Here is a 15,760-nt window from a genome sequence, read left to right on the forward strand (position 1 = left end):
GTCAGCGTTGTCGTCCTGCATGAGCACGCTTGCGCCTGCGCTTTTCGATCGCCCAAAACAAAACCCCATCTGCTTTGGCAAATGGGGTTTCGGAATTTAATCTTGACGATGACCTACTCTCACATGGGGAAACCCCACACTACCATCGGCGATGCATCGTTTCACTACTGAGTTCGGGATGGGATCAGGTGGTTCCAATGCTCTATGGTCGTCAAGAAATTCGGGTACTGAGTCGTGGCCAGCTGGCCTCGCTTCAGCAAATTGGGTATGTGATAGCTTTCGGTGTTTTGTGAACTTCGAACTTTCGGTTCGTTTCGTCTTCACACACCGCAATCTGGTGCCTTTTCAGGTCAGCAAATTGCTTGGGTGTTATATGGTCAAGCCTCACGGGCAATTAGTATTGGTTAGCTCAACGCCTCACAGCGCTTACACACCCAACCTATCAACGTCGTAGTCTTCGACGGCCCTTCAGGGGACTCAAGGTCCCAGTGAGATCTCATCTTGAGGCTAGTTTCCCGCTTAGATGCTTTCAGCGGTTATCTATTCCGAACATAGCTACCCGGCAATGCCACTGGCGTGACAACCGGAACACCAGAGGTTCGTCCACTCCGGTCCTCTCGTACTAGGAGCAGCCCCTCTCAAATCTCAAACGTCCACGGCAGATAGGGACCGAACTGTCTCACGACGTTCTAAACCCAGCTCGCGTACCACTTTAAATGGCGAACAGCCATACCCTTGGGACCGGCTTCAGCCCCAGGATGTGATGAGCCGACATCGAGGTGCCAAACACCGCCGTCGATATGAACTCTTGGGCGGTATCAGCCTGTTATCCCCGGAGTACCTTTTATCCGTTGAGCGATGGCCCTTCCATACAGAACCACCGGATCACTAAGACCTACTTTCGTACCTGCTCGACGTGTCTGTCTCGCAGTCAAGCGCGCTTTTGCCTTTATACTCTACGACCGATTTCCGACCGGTCTGAGCGCACCTTCGTACTCCTCCGTTACTCTTTAGGAGGAGACCGCCCCAGTCAAACTACCCACCATACACTGTCCTCGATCCGGATAACGGACCTGAGTTAGAACCTCAAAGTTGCCAGGGTGGTATTTCAAGGTTGGCTCCACGCGAACTGGCGTCCACGCTTCAAAGCCTCCCACCTATCCTACACAAGCAAATTCAAAGTCCAGTGCAAAGCTATAGTAAAGGTTCACGGGGTCTTTCCGTCTAGCCGCGGATACACTGCATCTTCACAGCGATTTCAATTTCACTGAGTCTCGGGTGGAGACAGCGCCGCCATCGTTACGCCATTCGTGCAGGTCGGAACTTACCCGACAAGGAATTTCGCTACCTTAGGACCGTTATAGTTACGGCCGCCGTTTACCGGGGCTTCGATCAAGAGCTTCGCGTTAGCTAACCCCATCAATTAACCTTCCGGCACCGGGCAGGCGTCACACCCTATACGTCCACTTTCGTGTTTGCAGAGTGCTGTGTTTTTAATAAACAGTCGCAGCGGCCTGGTATCTTCGACCGGCATGGGCTTACGGAGCAAGTCCTTCACCCTCACCGGCGCACCTTCTCCCGAAGTTACGGTGCCATTTTGCCTAGTTCCTTCACCCGAGTTCTCTCAAGCGCCTTGGTATTCTCTACCCAACCACCTGTGTCGGTTTGGGGTACGGTTCCTGGTTACCTGAAGCTTAGAAGCTTTTCTTGGAAGCATGGCATCAACCACTTCGTCATCTAAAAGACAACTCGTCATCAGCTCTCGGCCTTAAGATCCCGGATTTACCTAAGATCTCAGCCTACCACCTTAAACTTGGACAACCAACGCCAAGCTGGCCTAGCCTTCTCCGTCCCTCCATCGCAATAACCAGAAGTACAGGAATATTAACCTGTTTTCCATCGACTACGCTTTTCAGCCTCGCCTTAGGGACCGACTAACCCTGCGTCGATTAACGTTGCGCAGGAAACCTTGGTCTTTCGGCGTGGGTGTTTTTCACACCCATTGTCGTTACTCATGTCAGCATTCGCACTTCTGATACCTCCAGCAAGCTTCTCAACTCACCTTCACAGGCTTACAGAACGCTCCTCTACCGCATCACTTACGTGATACCCGTAGCTTCGGTGTATGGTTTGAGCCCCGTTACATCTTCCGCGCAGGCCGACTCGACTAGTGAGCTATTACGCTTTCTTTAAAGGGTGGCTGCTTCTAAGCCAACCTCCTAGCTGTCTAAGCCTTCCCACATCGTTTCCCACTTAACCATAACTTTGGGACCTTAGCTGACGGTCTGGGTTGTTTCCCTTTTCACGACGGACGTTAGCACCCGCCGTGTGTCTCCCATGCTCGGCACTTGTAGGTATTCGGAGTTTGCATCGGTTTGGTAAGTCGGGATGACCCCCTAGCCGAAACAGTGCTCTACCCCCTACAGTGATACATGAGGCGCTACCTAAATAGCTTTCGAGGAGAACCAGCTATCTCCGAGCTTGATTAGCCTTTCACTCCGATCCACAGGTCATCCGCTAACTTTTCAACGGTAGTCGGTTCGGTCCTCCAGTTAGTGTTACCCAACCTTCAACCTGCCCATGGATAGATCGCCCGGTTTCGGGTCTATTCCCAGCGACTAGACGCCCTATTAAGACTCGCTTTCGCTACGCCTCCCCTATTCGGTTAAGCTCGCCACTGAAAATAAGTCGCTGACCCATTATACAAAAGGTACGCAGTCACCCAACAAAGTGGGCTCCCACTGCTTGTACGCATACGGTTTCAGGATCTATTTCACTCCCCTCTCCGGGGTTCTTTTCGCCTTTCCCTCACGGTACTAGTTCACTATCGGTCAGTCAGTAGTATTTAGCCTTGGAGGATGGTCCCCCCATATTCAGACAAAGTTTCTCGTGCTCCGTCCTACTCGATTTCATGACTAAGAGATTTTCGCGTACAGGGCTATCACCCACTATGGCCGCACTTTCCAGAGCGTTCCGCTAATCTCAAAGCCACTTAAGGGCTAGTCCCCGTTCGCTCGCCACTACTAAGGGAATCTCGGTTGATTTCTTTTCCTCAGGGTACTTAGATGTTTCAGTTCCCCTGGTTCGCCCCTTACACCTATGTATTCAGTGTAAGGTAACCATCTTATGATGGCTGGGTTCCCCCATTCAGACATCTCCGGATCAAAGTCTGTTTGCCGACTCCCCGAAGCTTTTCGCAGGCTACCACGTCTTTCATCGCCTCTGACTGCCAAGGCATCCACCGTATGCGCTTCTTCACTTGACCATATAACCCCAAGCAATCTGGTTATACTGTGAAGACGACATTCGCCGAAAATTCGAATTTCTCAACTAAGAGAACTCACAAATTTTACCTTAGCCTGATCCGTTACCAGTGAAAGTAACGTTCAGTCTATCTTTCTATCACATACCCAAATTTTTAAAGAACGATCTAATCAAAGACTAGAAATCAACATTCACCATCGCAGTGATGGAATGCTCATTTCTAAGCTTTCAACGTCTAGAAGCAGTAGTGGTGGAGCCAAACGGGATCGAACCGTTGACCTCCTGCGTGCAAGGCAGGCGCTCTCCCAGCTGAGCTATGGCCCCGTATTTCTACAGGCGTTTCCCACACAAAATTGGTGGGTCTGGGCAGATTCGAACTGCCGACCTCACCCTTATCAGGGGTGCGCTCTAACCAACTGAGCTACAGACCCAATTTCGGGCTGCTTCTTTATCGTCTTCTTCAATGAATCAAGCAATTCGTGTGGGAACTTATGGAGCAGCTGATGTCGTCGATTAAGGAGGTGATCCAGCCGCAGGTTCCCCTACGGCTACCTTGTTACGACTTCACCCCAGTCATGAATCACACCGTGGTAACCGTCCCCCCGAAGGTTAGACTAGCTACTTCTGGTGCAACCCACTCCCATGGTGTGACGGGCGGTGTGTACAAGGCCCGGGAACGTATTCACCGCGACATTCTGATTCGCGATTACTAGCGATTCCGACTTCACGCAGTCGAGTTGCAGACTGCGATCCGGACTACGATCGGTTTTATGGGATTAGCTCCACCTCGCGGCTTGGCAACCCTCTGTACCGACCATTGTAGCACGTGTGTAGCCCAGGCCGTAAGGGCCATGATGACTTGACGTCATCCCCACCTTCCTCCGGTTTGTCACCGGCAGTCTCCTTAGAGTGCCCACCATAACGTGCTGGTAACTAAGGACAAGGGTTGCGCTCGTTACGGGACTTAACCCAACATCTCACGACACGAGCTGACGACAGCCATGCAGCACCTGTCTCAATGTTCCCGAAGGCACCAATCTATCTCTAGAAAGTTCATTGGATGTCAAGGCCTGGTAAGGTTCTTCGCGTTGCTTCGAATTAAACCACATGCTCCACCGCTTGTGCGGGCCCCCGTCAATTCATTTGAGTTTTAACCTTGCGGCCGTACTCCCCAGGCGGTCAACTTAATGCGTTAGCTGCGCCACTAAGAGCTCAAGGCTCCCAACGGCTAGTTGACATCGTTTACGGCGTGGACTACCAGGGTATCTAATCCTGTTTGCTCCCCACGCTTTCGCACCTCAGTGTCAGTATCAGTCCAGGTGGTCGCCTTCGCCACTGGTGTTCCTTCCTATATCTACGCATTTCACCGCTACACAGGAAATTCCACCACCCTCTACCATACTCTAGTCAGTCAGTTTTGAATGCAGTTCCCAGGTTGAGCCCGGGGATTTCACATCCAACTTAACTAACCACCTACGCGCGCTTTACGCCCAGTAATTCCGATTAACGCTTGCACCCTCTGTATTACCGCGGCTGCTGGCACAGAGTTAGCCGGTGCTTATTCTGTCGGTAACGTCAAAACAATCACGTATTAGGTAACTGCCCTTCCTCCCAACTTAAAGTGCTTTACAATCCGAAGACCTTCTTCACACACGCGGCATGGCTGGATCAGGCTTTCGCCCATTGTCCAATATTCCCCACTGCTGCCTCCCGTAGGAGTCTGGACCGTGTCTCAGTTCCAGTGTGACTGATCATCCTCTCAGACCAGTTACGGATCGTCGCCTTGGTGAGCCATTACCTCACCAACTAGCTAATCCGACCTAGGCTCATCTGATAGCGCAAGGCCCGAAGGTCCCCTGCTTTCTCCCGTAGGACGTATGCGGTATTAGCGTCCGTTTCCGAACGTTATCCCCCACTACCAGGCAGATTCCTAGGCATTACTCACCCGTCCGCCGCTCTCAAGAGAAGCAAGCTTCTCTCTACCGCTCGACTTGCATGTGTTAGGCCTGCCGCCAGCGTTCAATCTGAGCCATGATCAAACTCTTCAGTTCAAACATCTTTGGGTTTTTAAGAAACCCTAAACTTGGCTCAGCAATCGTTGGTTACATCTTTGATTTCTCGCGGAGTAACTTGTGATGCTGATAATCTTGTTGACTATCAGTCTGACTCCACAAGCACCCACACGAATTGCTTGATTCAGTTGTTAAAGAGCGGTTGGTTAAGATCTTTCGTCTCAACCGAGGCGCGCATTCTACAGCAGCCTCATTTGCTGTCAAGTGATTATTTTCAGAAGTTTTCAAAGTTTCCTTTGTAACTTCAACCACTTGCGCTTCCGATCTCTCGTTAGCGGGAGGCGAATTCTACAGCGTTACACGCTGCTGTCAACACCTCTTTTTCTCCGCTTTCGACCGAGAGGATCGAAACGTTAATAGAGCCGAACGACACTGCTCTACCAACTCCTTCTGGGCTTCGATGAACTGAAGCAGGCCGCTGTCGAATCTTGCGTAACTCTTTGTTTACCAAGGAGTTTTCCGTTTCGACTGCGCCGAAAGTGGGGCGAATTATAGACTTCCAGAATCTGCCGTCAAGCGTTAATTACGCTTTTGTCGCAGAAGGTGCTTTTTTCGCAATAAGGCGGGGAATTCGACGGGCTACTGGCGGTATCCGCAATACGAGAAGCAACGCGCCAATAGCCGCATAGATAGACCACTCTTTCAGATCGGCCCGTACAATCCACAGCATGTGCAGTAAGCCGAGCCCGAGAATCACGTACACAAGGCGATGCAGCTTCTTCCAACGACTACCTAGCCGGCGTTGACTATAGCGATTCGAAGTAGCTGCCAGCATCAGCAGAGAGAGGAACCCCAACGCACCTACAATAATGTAAGGCCGCTTGCGCAACTCCACACCCAACTGCGACCAATCAAGGCCCAGGACAAATACGCAATACGCTGCCAGGTGCAGCACTACATAAGCAAAACACCACAACCCCAGCTGGCGGCGTACGACTATCCATCCCGCCCAACCGCTCAACTTCTGCAACGGCGTCATTGCGAGCGTGATCAGCAGCAGGATCAAGGTCCCTAACCCCAACCGATCAACCAGCACTTTCCCTGGATCCGGCCCCAGAGCAAAGCTCCATGCTTCATATAGCCAGAACAGGGGCCACACCATGATGGACAGGAATACGCCGATGCGCCAAATCGGATAACGCATCAGTAGTTCTTCCGTAAATCGAGGCCGGTATATAAAGAGGCGACTTCATCCGAGTAACCATTGAACATCTGCGTCTCGCGCACATTCGGACTGAACAAGCCACTCGGCAGACGACGCTCCCGCGCTTGCGTCCACCGAGGATGGTCGACTGTAGGGTTCACATTCGCATAGAACCCATATTCGTCTGACGCGATGCTCTGCCACGTGGTCTTGGGCTGCTCGCTCACCAGGCTGATTCGCACAATGGACTTCACGCTCTTGAAACCATATTTCCACGGCACCACCAGACGCAAGGGCGCGCCATTCTGATTGGGCAATTCTCGTCCATACATCCCCACCGCAAGGATCGCCAACGGATTCATTGCCTCATCCAGGCGCAGCCCTTCTACATAGGGCCAGTCGATCAAGGCGAAACTTGAACGCTGCCCCGGCATGCTCTTGGGGTCCTGGAGCGTTTCAAAGCGGATGTACTTGGCCCTGGAGGTTGGCTCAACCTGTTTGAGCAAAGCTGATATAGGAAAGCCAATCCATGGAATGACCATCGACCACGCCTCGACACAGCGCAGACGATAGATACGCTCTTCCAACAGGTAAGGCTTCATGAAGTCTTCCAGGGCATAACGCCCAGGCTTCGCGACCTCGCCATCAATCACAACACTCCAAGGCTCAGTCTTGAGTGACCCCGCATTGGATGCTGGATCCCCCTTATCCGTACCGAACTCATAGAAGTTGTTGTAGTGGGTCGCATCCTTGAACGGGGTGATAGCCTCGTCCTTTACCGTCACCGCCTGCCATTTCGTAGCAGTCAGTTTCTCGGCAAACCAACCTGGAGCCTTACCCGGCTCGACATCGGCATAACGCGTGGGTTCGCCAGCACTCGCCCAACGCGGCAGGCTACTGGCAGCAACACCCGCCAGCGCACCACCGAGCAAGCTGCGGCGGGATAGGTAGAAAGACTCAGGCGTGACATCCGATTCGTGGCAATCGGACGCTTTAGGCAATTTGATTAACATGGCAACTCCGCAGCATTGGAGAACTGATGCACCAATAGACTGCGGAGTATGGGGGAAATTACATTAAGGCAACGTTTTGTCCCGACGCAGATGCAGCAGATACTGAATCGGGCCGGAGGCCGCATAGACAAGGAACGCCAGCAGCAGGATACGCGGCGGATCACTGAAGACGACCGCAAACACCAGCACCACCACCAGAATCGCAACGAAAGGCACCCTCCCCTTCAGGTCGAACTCCTTGAAGCTGTTGTACTTGATGTTACTGACCATCAGCATGCCGGCCGCCGCAACCATCAAGGCCACCAGGAACGACATCTTCGACCCCTGGATACCGTAGTCACTGAACGCCCAGACGATACCCGCCACGACACCGGCAGCAGCAGGGCTGGCCAAGCCAATGAAGTAACGCTTGTCAGCCTTACCGACCTGGGTATTGAAACGCGCCAGACGCAACGCAGCCCCAGCAACATAGATGAAAGCAACCATCCAGCCGACCTTGCCCATATCGCCCAGCGCCCAAGCGAACGCCAGCAACGCCGGAGCGACGCCAAAGGCCACCATGTCCGACAGCGAGTCATACTCGGCACCGAAGGCACTTTGGGTATTGGTCATACGGGCCACGCGCCCATCCAGGCCGTCGAGCACCATGGCCACGAAGATTGCGATGGCGGCAAAACCGAAGTATTTGCTCGCACTTGCGGCATCACCAGCAGCCAGGGCGCTTTGGGCACTCATGGAGTTGATGATGGAATAGAAACCGGCAAACAGGTTCGCCGTGGTGAACAGGTTGGGCAGAAGATAGATGCCACGATGCCGGACCTTGCGGCCTTCAGCGTCATGCCCTTCTTCGACATGCTCATCGATCGGTAGCAGGCTTTCGGCGTCAGAAGCCTGGCTTGGCTCTTCGGGACGTTCGCTCATGGACTTTACCTTGCAACGGTGTGAAAAAATTCGACAAATACTTGCGGCGAGTGTTCGCCCGCAAACGATGCAGCTTTATACCAGAACCAGGCTCCCAAACGAAAAAACGCGGCCTAAGCCGCGTTTTCCCTTGATGCGTACGACTTAGTTCTTGGCTTTGTCGACGATCTTGTTGGCACCGATCCACGGCATCATGGAGCGCAGTTGCTCGCCGATGACTTCAATACCGTGAGCGGCATTGTTACGACGCTTGGCGGTCATCGAAGGGTAGCCGGTGGCACCTTCGCTGATGAACATTTTGGCGTATTCACCGTCCTGAATACGTTTCAGGGCGTTGCGCATAGCCTGACGGGACTCGGCGTTAATCACTTCTGGGCCAGTCACGTATTCGCCGTACTCAGCGTTGTTGGAGATCGAGTAGTTCATGTTGGCGATACCGCCTTCGTACATGAGGTCAACGATCAGCTTCAGTTCGTGCAGGCATTCGAAGTAGGCCATTTCCGGCGCGTAGCCAGCTTCAACCAGCGTCTCGAAACCGGCCTTGACCAGCTCAACGGTACCGCCGCACAGAACGGCTTGTTCGCCGAACAGGTCGGTTTCAGTCTCGTCCTTGAAAGTGGTTTCGATGATGCCGGTACGACCGCCACCCACGCCAGCAGCGTAGGACAGCGCAACGTTTTTGGCGTTGCCCGAGGCGTCCTGGTAGATAGCGATCAGGTCAGGGATACCGCCACCTTTGACGAACTCGGAACGCACAGTGTGACCCGGCGCTTTCGGCGCGATCATGATCACGTCCAGGTCGGCGCGTGGCACGACTTGGTTGTAGTGAATCGCGAAGCCGTGGGAGAAGGCCAGGGTGGCGCCCTTCTTGATGTTCGGCTCGATTTCGTTCTTGTACAGCGCGGACTGGAACTCGTCCGGGGTCAGGATCATGACCAGGTCGGCAGCCGCAACAGCGGAAGCAACGTCGGTCACTTTCAGGCCATGGGCTTCAGCCTTGGCAACAGTGGCCGAGCCTTTACGCAGGCCAACAGTCACGTCAACGCCGGAATCTTTCAGGTTGCACGCCTGGGCGTGACCTTGGGAACCGTAGCCAATGATGGCGACTTTCTTGCCCTGGATGATCGACAGGTCACAATCTTTATCGTAATAAACTTTCATGAGGTTCCTCTATATATCCAGGCCGTGAGGCCATTCACTAATTTGGGTTAGATGCTGAGTACTTTGTCGCCACGGGCAATCCCGGTGACACCACTGCGTACGGTTTCCAGAATCGAGGCCGTCCCGATCGACTGGATGAAGCTGTCCAGTTTGTCGCTCGTACCGGTCAGTTGCACGGTATAAACGCTGGCGCTCACATCGACGATCTGCCCGCGATAAATGTCGGTAGTCCGCTTGATCTCGGCACGTTGAGCACCCGTGGCCTTGACTTTAACCAGCATCAGCTCGCGCTCGATGTGGGCACTTTCCGACAGGTCGACCAGCTTGACCACTTCGATCAGCTTGTTGAGGTTCTTGGTGATCTGTTCGATCACTTCATCGTGGCCAACGGTGGTCAACGTCAGGCGCGACAGGGTCGGGTCTTCGGTCGGCGCCACGGTCAGGCTTTCGATGTTGTAGTTGCGTTGCGAAAACAGACCGACAACACGAGACAGAGCGCCGGGTTCGTTCTCCAGAAGCAGGGAGATAATATGCCGCATGATTAAGTACGCTCCGTCTTGTTCAGCCACATGTCGCGCATAGAGCCGTCTTTGATCTGCATCGGGTAGACGTGCTCACTGGTATCCACCTGAATATCGATGAACACCAGACGATCTTTCATGGCGAACGCCTCTTCCATTTTCGGCTTCAGATCTTTCAAGTCAGTGATGCGCATGCCGACGTGGCCATAGGCTTCAACCAATTTGACAAAATCCGGCAGCGATTCCATGTAGGAATGGGAGTGACGGCTGTTGTAACTCATGTCCTGCCACTGACGAACCATGCCCAGCACGCCGTTGTTCAGGCAGACAATCTTCACCGGAAGACCATACTGCAGGCACGTCGACAGTTCCTGAATGTTCATCTGGATACTGCCTTCACCGGTGACGCACGCGACGTCAGTCTCCGGGAAGCTCAATTTCACCCCCATGGCCGCAGGAAAACCAAAGCCCATCGTGCCCAGGCCACCGGAGTTGATCCAACGATTGGGCTTGTCGAACTTGTAGTACTGCGCGGCGAACATCTGGTGCTGGCCCACATCGGAGGTCACAAAGGCGTCGCCCTTGGTCACTTCGCACAGGGTCTCGATCACGGTTTGTGGCTTGATGATGCTGCCGTCGCCCTTGTCGTAAGGGAACAAGCCGCGATCACCGCGCCATTCGTCGATCTGCTTCCACCAGCTGGCAACCGACTCCTTGTTTGGCGTTTCGCCGATGTCCTTGAGCGCGGCGACCATTTCGGTCAACACGCTCTCTACAGGTCCCACGATCGGCACGTCGGCCTTGATGGTCTTGGAGATGGACGCCGGATCGATGTCGATATGGATGATCTTGGCGTTCGGGCAAAATTTGCTCGCGCCATTGATCACACGGTCATCGAACCGCGCGCCCACGGCCAGGATCACGTCGGCGTGGTGCATGGCAAGGTTGGCGGTGTAGCTGCCGTGCATGCCGAGCATACCGACGAACTGACGGTCCGTTCCCGGGAATGCGCCGAGGCCCATCAGGGTGTTGGTGACCGGCAGGTTAAGCAGCTTGGCCAGTTCGGTCAGCGGTGCAGAACCGCCGCCCAGGATCACGCCACCGCCCGAGTAAAGCACAGGGCGCTTGGCCGCCAGGAGCATTTCTGCCGCCTTGCGAATTTGCCCCGAGTGCCCACGAACAGCCGGGCTGTAGGAGCGCAGCTTGGCTTTCTTGGGGAATACGTATTCGAATTTCTCAGCCGGGTTGGTCATGTCTTTCGGGATATCGACCACCACAGGACCCGGGCGACCGGACTGCGCGAGGTAGAAGGCCTTCTTCATGACTTCCGGGATTTCCGAGGCATGCTTGATCATGAAGCTGTGTTTCACGATCGGCCGGGAGATACCGATCATGTCGGTTTCCTGGAATGCATCGGTACCAACCATGGTGCTAGCGACCTGGCCGGAAATGATCACCATCGGGATGGAGTCCATATAAGCAGTCGCAATGCCGGTAATGGCATTGGTTGCGCCTGGGCCGGACGTGACCAGTACCACGCCGGCTTTACCGGTGGCACGGGCATAACCGTCAGCCATATGGGTCGCAGCCTGTTCGTGGCGGACCAGGATGTGGGTAACAGCCGGCTCCTTGAACAGTGCGTCGTAGACATGCAGCAGAGCACCACCTGGGTACCCGTAGATATAGTCGACGCCTTCGTCACGCAAAAAGCGGACGAGCATCTCACCGCCAGATAAAAGCTCCACGTTGTTCACCTCTAAAACGCCAGAATACCGTCCGTTGAAAACCGACGGGTCTTAATAGGTTTACTTCTCAACAGAGCATGAGCGACGGTGGTCGCCGACTACGTCAGCACTGACTGAGCAAGTATTGGGATCGTCCCAAGTGTTGCGGGCTTTTCCCACCCAGCGCGAGGTAACGCGTTGCGGGTGTAACAGGTCGGCGCGGATGTGCGCCTCATGATCTGCTGAGCGGGCCTGCTTCTGGCAGTCCCGATACAGCGGACTTTGGATTCTTCTGTTTCAGGCCCTTCAAGTCAAGCAATAATTGCGCTTTTTTCCAACTAAGCGCATGAGAACGCAGAAGAAAGGCCTTTGAGGAGGGATAAAACTCGCCTGAATGTCGTCAAGCGGTAGAAATGTGCGCAAGACTGCCGGAAAAGCCGGCAGCCATGCAATTAACGAGCGTCGACGATCAATTGGTCGAACTTTTTCAGCGCATTGCGCAAGCCAAGGCTCTCAAGCGGGCGATCGGCGTAAACCATCTCCGCCATCTCCAGGATCCCTGATGCATTGGGCAATGGCAGATCCTGCTCGAGGATCTGCTTCATGCGCACCAGGAAGATCCATTGCAGCCACTGGTGAAAGTCCAGCGTATCCACCGAAAAGGGCTCGACACTGCTCAGAGCCTCAGCACTGGGGGACTTTTCGTCCCACCATCCCTGCGTGCGCAATTCGCGCTCAATCAGCAATAACTGTTCGGCAATTGCTGGAAAACGCGCATCCATCAGAGGCTGACCTTGGCTTTTTGCCGAGCCTGCGCAGCGCCGGCAGCATCACCTTGTGCGGCACGAGCATCACCGATCAAGGCCCACAGGCTGGCTTGCAGGTCAGGACGACCGTTCGCCAGGGTGAGGCCACGACGGGCGAACTGCTCGGCTTGCGGTGCATCGCCCTGGGCCATGCGTACCTGGGCCAGGCGATACAGCACTTGCGGTTCGCGTGGCGCTACGCGCTGGGCACGCTCGAGGCTCGACGATGCGCCATTCAGGTCGCCACCGGCCTGTTGCTGTTGCGCGGTGGTCAGCAACGCCAGCACCGGGCCATCCAGTTGCTCGTCAGCGGACAGGCCGCCAGCGCTCGAGGACGACGGAATACCGCTTGGCGTCGAAGGCATGTTGTAGGTGCCTTGGTTGATCGGTGCCGTTTGGATCGGCGTGGAATCAATCGGCCCCGACGTACTTGGGCCAGGCGTCCAAGGTTCCGCGCTGATCGGTGCCGCCGTTGCCGCGCCGGCACCTGGCACCATCACCACCACGCCCGAATCCTGTGGGACGGCCTGGGTTGCGGCTTGTACGGGGCGCTTGGTCACGGTCTGACGGAACCCGCCATTGGCCGAGATCCGGTCGTTATTGGAAACGGCCGTGCTCGAGTCCACCACGGGAATGGAACCGCGCTGCACGCTGGAGCAGCCGCCGAGCAAAGCCAGAGCTGTAATAGCTGGAATCCACCACTTGTTCACTTGAAACCCTCTTTGCTTAATTCATCCAGCCCTTGACCCAATCCATCACCGATTCCGCGTCAGCAGGGGCACTGCCACCGCACGCAGCACCGGGTGGTGGTTCACTGCCGCGAATATACGGCATCTGCACCGCGCCCGGACAGTTGGCATCGGAGCCCTGGCCGGTATGCGGATCAATCCAGGCCTGCACGATATTGTCCGGCTGCGGCATATTCAGCGGCAGCGGATCAGCCTTGCGCATGAAACTGGTCCAGACTTGCAGCGCACCGGTCGCACCAGTAAACGGCGTCTTGCCATTATCATCACGCCCCAGCCACACCACGGCCAGCACATCCTGGCCAAAACCGGCGAACCAGCTGTCACGGGAGTCGTTACTGGTACCGGTCTTGCCGGCCAGCGTCAGGTTCGACGGCAGCACTTTATAGACAGAGCTGCCGGTACCTTCACGCATCACACGTTGCATACCGTTCTGGATCAGGTAGATGGAGCCCGCATCGAAACGCTGCTGTATCTGGAATGGATAGCGCTTGAGCGGCTCGCCTTCGGCTGTCAGCACACTGCGAATGCCGCGCATCGGCGTATTGAAACCACCGTTGGCGAGGGTCTGGTACATGGTCGCCACTTCCATCGGCGTCATCGCACCGGCCCCCAGCAGCATCGATGGGAAGGCCGGGAATTCACGGGTAATGCCCAGGCGTGCCAGTGTCTTGAGAACATTCGGCACCCCCACTTCAAGACCCAGCCGCGACGTGGAAATGTTGTAGGAATGCGCCAAGCCCTGGTACAGGAAGATCGTGCCATGGGAGCGGCGATCGAAGTTCTGCGGCGTCCACACCTGGCCATCGGCACCTTTGACAGACAGCGGGTCATCCGACAGCCAACTGGTCAGCGTGTATTTGCTCGGTTTTTCCAACGCCGTCAGGTAGACCGCCGGCTTGACCAGCGAGCCGATGGGGCGCACGGCATCGAGGGCGCGGTTGAAACCAGCGAAACTGGCCTGGCGACTGCCGATCATCGCCTGGACTTCGCCGGTTTCCGGGTTAGTCACGACCATGGCCGCTTCGACTTCGTCGGAGCCTTTACGGCCTGTCAGGCGTTTGAAGGTGTCGTTGACCGACGCTTCGGCCTTCATCTGCAGGATCGGATCGAAACTGGTGAAGATCCGCAGGCCCTCTTCGGTCAAGTCTTCGTCGCGGTAGTCTTCACGCAGTTGACGCTTGACCAGGTCGATAAAGCCAGGGAAGGAGCTGTCGGCCAGCTTGCCGCGAGTGGTCACACCCAGTGGCATTTTCTTCGCTGCGGCGACTTGTTCGGCCGTGGCCACGCCCTGCTGCTCCAATACATCGAGCACCAGGTTGCGGCGTTCAAGCGCACGCTCAGGATTACGACGAGGGTTGTAGTAGGAAGGCCCCTTGACCATCCCCACCAACAACGCAACCTGATGCAGCTTCAGCTCGGAGAGTGGCTGGCCGAAAAAGAACTGGCTGGCCAGACCGAAACCGTGCACCGCGCGCTGGCCATCCTGGCCGACGAATACCTCGTTGAGGTAAGCCTCGAGGATTTCCTGCTTGCTGTAGTGCAGCTCCAGCAGCATCGCCATCATGGCTTCGGTCAGTTTGCGAGTAAGGCTGCGCTCATTGGTCAGGTAGAAGTTCTTCACCAACTGCTGGGTCAGCGTACTGCCGCCCTGGGTCATTTTGCCGCCGGAGGTGTTGACCCAGATGGCACGGGCAATCGACTTCGGCGAGACGCCCCAGTGGCTGTAGAAATCGCGGTCCTCCACAGCGACCAGGGTTTCCAGCAGGTACGGCGGCACCTGATCAAGCTTGATCAGGATACGATCTTCAAGGTTCTTCGGGTAAATCCCGCCGATCATCAGGGGTTCTAGGCGAACCACCGGCAGCTTGGAGCCATTGAGTGACGACAGCTCGGCCACATAGTCGCCGGAAAAACGCACCCGCACCGGCTGGGCTTTTTCCAGGCCCTCATAGAACTGGAAGCCACGGGTATTCAAATCGACAGTGTTACCGCTGACGGCTGCCGCGCCAGGCCCGTTACTCACGGGTTCGCGGCGGTAGCCCAAGGCGTCGAGTTCGGTAAGGAAGTCATCCTTGCTCAGCTTCTGGCCGGTGAACAGCTCCAAGGGGCGGGCATACACCTTGGCCGGGATAGTCCAACGCTTGCCGGAGAATTTCTCCTGGACCACAGCGTCGAGATATACCGCGAAGCCGGCGAGCACGACGAGGCCCACAAGGCTGAGCTTGAGCGCCCAACCCAGCCATGGGCGCAGGCCGCGGGAAGGAGGTTTTTTACGGGAACGGGGAGATCGGGATCGAGTCATGGCGGCGGATTATACGCACTTTATTGATGATCAACATGAGCCGGACAGCGGTTTGCACGACCGTGCGTAGCGGCCATAATGCC

The 15,760-nt window shown here is 55.4% G+C and carries 9 protein-coding genes, 2 tRNA genes and 3 rRNA genes; all 14 read right to left on the minus strand.

Translation table 11 applies throughout. The features are described from left to right. Window positions 1-100: 100 nt before the first annotated feature. Window positions 101-216, minus strand: a 5S ribosomal RNA gene (gene rrf / locus QU606_RS30350). Window positions 217-373: 157 nt separating this feature from the next. Next, window positions 374-3,265, minus strand: a 23S ribosomal RNA gene (locus QU606_RS30355). A gap of 247 nt (window positions 3,266-3,512) precedes the next feature. Further along, window positions 3,513-3,588, minus strand: a tRNA-Ala gene (locus tag QU606_RS30360). A gap of 30 nt (window positions 3,589-3,618) precedes the next feature. Further along, a tRNA-Ile gene (locus tag QU606_RS30365) sits at window positions 3,619-3,695 on the minus strand. An 83-nt stretch (window positions 3,696-3,778) separates the two neighbouring features. Then, window positions 3,779-5,315, minus strand: a 16S ribosomal RNA gene (locus QU606_RS30370). Together the 16S, 23S and 5S rRNA genes with 2 tRNA genes alongside form the textbook arrangement of a ribosomal RNA operon. A gap of 544 nt (window positions 5,316-5,859) precedes the next feature. After that, window positions 5,860-6,480, minus strand: a complete 621-nt coding sequence (gene msrQ, locus QU606_RS30375; protein ID WP_304997932.1) for a protein-methionine-sulfoxide reductase heme-binding subunit MsrQ — start codon at window positions 6,478-6,480, stop codon at window positions 5,860-5,862. Beyond that, window positions 6,480-7,493, minus strand: a complete 1,014-nt coding sequence (gene msrP / locus QU606_RS30380; RefSeq protein ID WP_102623715.1) for a protein-methionine-sulfoxide reductase catalytic subunit MsrP — start codon at window positions 7,491-7,493, stop codon at window positions 6,480-6,482. Before msrP ends, msrQ begins: the two co-directional genes overlap by 1 nt. A 63-nt stretch (window positions 7,494-7,556) precedes the next feature. Then, complete coding sequence (gene pssA, locus QU606_RS30385; RefSeq protein ID WP_024077405.1) at window positions 7,557-8,414, minus strand: CDP-diacylglycerol--serine O-phosphatidyltransferase; 858 nt, start codon at window positions 8,412-8,414, stop codon at window positions 7,557-7,559. A 144-nt stretch (window positions 8,415-8,558) separates the two neighbouring features. Beyond that, complete coding sequence (gene ilvC, locus QU606_RS30390) at window positions 8,559-9,575, minus strand: ketol-acid reductoisomerase (RefSeq protein WP_003176099.1); 1,017 nt, start codon at window positions 9,573-9,575, stop codon at window positions 8,559-8,561. 47 nt (window positions 9,576-9,622) lie between these two features. Further along, window positions 9,623-10,114 carry an acetolactate synthase small subunit gene (gene ilvN / locus QU606_RS30395; protein WP_003176102.1) on the minus strand — a complete coding sequence of 164 codons (492 nt, stop codon included), beginning with the start codon at window positions 10,112-10,114 and terminating at the stop codon, window positions 9,623-9,625. Window positions 10,115-10,116: 2 nt separating this feature from the next. Continuing rightward, entirely contained in the window at window positions 10,117-11,841 is a 1,725-nt protein-coding gene (locus QU606_RS30400) for an acetolactate synthase 3 large subunit (protein WP_041161297.1), read from the minus strand. A gap of 431 nt (window positions 11,842-12,272) precedes the next feature. Then, window positions 12,273-12,602: a YqcC family protein gene (locus QU606_RS30405; protein WP_024077407.1), complete on the minus strand. Its 330-nt coding sequence runs from the start codon at window positions 12,600-12,602 to the stop codon at window positions 12,273-12,275. Beyond that, the gene (locus QU606_RS30410) at window positions 12,602-13,336 is read right to left on the minus strand and encodes a M48 family metallopeptidase (protein ID WP_024077408.1); all 735 of its coding nucleotides are present in this window, start codon (window positions 13,334-13,336) and stop codon (window positions 12,602-12,604) included. Before QU606_RS30410 ends, QU606_RS30405 begins: the two co-directional genes overlap by 1 nt. Before the next feature lie 16 nt (window positions 13,337-13,352). After that, entirely contained in the window at window positions 13,353-15,677 is a 2,325-nt protein-coding gene (mrcB, locus tag QU606_RS30415; RefSeq protein WP_024077409.1) for a penicillin-binding protein 1B, read from the minus strand. Window positions 15,678-15,760: the final 83 nt, after the last annotated feature.

Source organism: Pseudomonas sp. OVF7 (assembly GCF_030644265.1).
Lineage (GTDB): Bacteria > Pseudomonadota > Gammaproteobacteria > Pseudomonadales > Pseudomonadaceae > Aquipseudomonas > Aquipseudomonas gorinensis.